We start from the raw sequence: 1,655 nt of genomic DNA on the forward strand, positions 1-1,655 counted from the left end.
GCTAGGAGCGCGGGTCGGTAACGAGCAAGCTGTCGCGGGGTCGGGTCGGTGACGCTAGTGGCGTTTCGGGTCGGGTGGTTGGATGCCCGTGTCCGGTTGCCTGTGTCGGGTCGTCTGGGGCCTGTGGGGGCATGTCTGGGGCCGCGGTAGCGGCCTGTGGGGAGGTCTCAGCCGGTGGCTGCGGCCAGCCCGGCGGTTCCGGCGTATCGGAAGACTTTGAGTAGGTTGTGGCTGGCGGCGAGGAGCCGCCATTCGCCCCGGGCGCCGTCGATGCCGTGCAGGAGCAGACGGCGGCCGTTCTGGCAGGTGACGATCTGGCCGAACACGGGCTCGACGATGGCCTTGCGGCGGCGGTAGGCGGTTCTGCCGGGTTTGGTGCGCAGCTTGCGGGCCATCCGCTGTTTTGGTGTGGCGTTGGCCGGGATGCGCCCGCGGGGGGCGGGTGGCACCTGCTCGTCGTGTCGTAGCCGGCCGGTGGCCATGAACGTGTCGGTGCCGTGGGCTTCGTGGCGGGCCGCAGCGGCGTCGAGGTTGTCGTCGGAGCAGTAGCCGGCGTCGACCACCGCCTGCTTGGGGTGGGTACCGGTGTTGGCGGCGCACTGGTCGAGCATCGGGGTGTAGGACGGGCAGTCCGAGGCGCAGTCGGTGATGTCCGCGGCAGTGATGACCTGGTGGGCGTCGTCGACGACGGCCTGGGCGTTGTAGGCCTGCGCGTAGGCCCCGGTGCCCATCTTCATGATTCGCGACTCGGGATCGGTGAAGTTGGCCTGCGCCTTCGGCTTCGGCTTCGCGGCAGCCGCGGCCTTCTGCCCAGCCTCGGTGACCTTAGCCTCGTCAGGGCTACCGGTGCGGGCCTGGCGGGCGCGTTCGGTGGCCTCGGCCCGAGCGCGGGCCTTGTCAGCAGCCTCGGTCTCGATCTGGGCGCGGGCAGCCTGCAACCGGGCCAGGCGCTTCTCCCGCCGGTCCAACTCGGCCGGCAGGTCGGTGTCTTTACCGTCGACGCCATAGCGGACGTCCTCGTCCGCATCGACGGCCTCGGCGTCGGCCAGCAGCGCCGCGACCGTGGCCTCCAGCGCGGCGACCTCGGCCTCGACCTGCTCCTCTTTGGCCACGAGCCGGCCGTGGCTCATCGCCTTGTGCCGGGAGGCGTTGGCCTGCAACTTCGTGCCGTCCAGGGCGACCCGGCCCATCTTCACCATGCCCAGTCGCTGCGCCAGGCGCAGCGACTGCAGGAACAGGTCGGCCAAGGCGTCAAGATGTCGGCGACGGAACCGGGCGATCGACCGGAAGTCCGGCGCCTGATCGGCGGCCAGCCACCGGAACCCGACATCGTCAACGCACTTACGCTCGATCGCCCGCGACGACCGCACCCCGGTCATGTAACCGTAGATCAACAGACGCAGCATCAACCTGGGATCGTACGGCGGATAGCCGCGCACCTCGGTGTAGTCGGCGTAGACCGCCGACAGGTCGAGCGCCTCGCCAACCAACTCCGCCACGAACCGGGCCAGATGACCATCCGGCAGCCACTCGTCCAACGACGGCGGCAACAACAAGATCTGATCCGGATCGAACCGCCGAAACGTCTTCGCACTACCCACGACTGGTCAACGACCGACCACCCCGAACGAAGCGTTACTGACCCACGCTCCTAG

At 69.2% G+C, this 1,655-nt stretch carries 1 protein-coding gene; it reads right to left on the reverse strand.

The genetic code is table 11. The annotated features are described in order from the left end of the window. Nucleotides 1-167: 167 nt before the first annotated feature. Complete coding sequence (locus tag AB0H52_RS31955) at nt 168-1,601, reverse strand: IS1182 family transposase (RefSeq protein ID WP_151493369.1); 1,434 nt, start codon at nt 1,599-1,601, stop codon at nt 168-170. Between the last annotated feature and the right edge of the window lie 54 nt (nt 1,602-1,655).

The organism is Micromonospora sp. NPDC050695 (genome assembly GCF_040654415.1).
In the GTDB taxonomy this organism is placed as follows: domain Bacteria; phylum Actinomycetota; class Actinomycetes; order Mycobacteriales; family Micromonosporaceae; genus Micromonospora.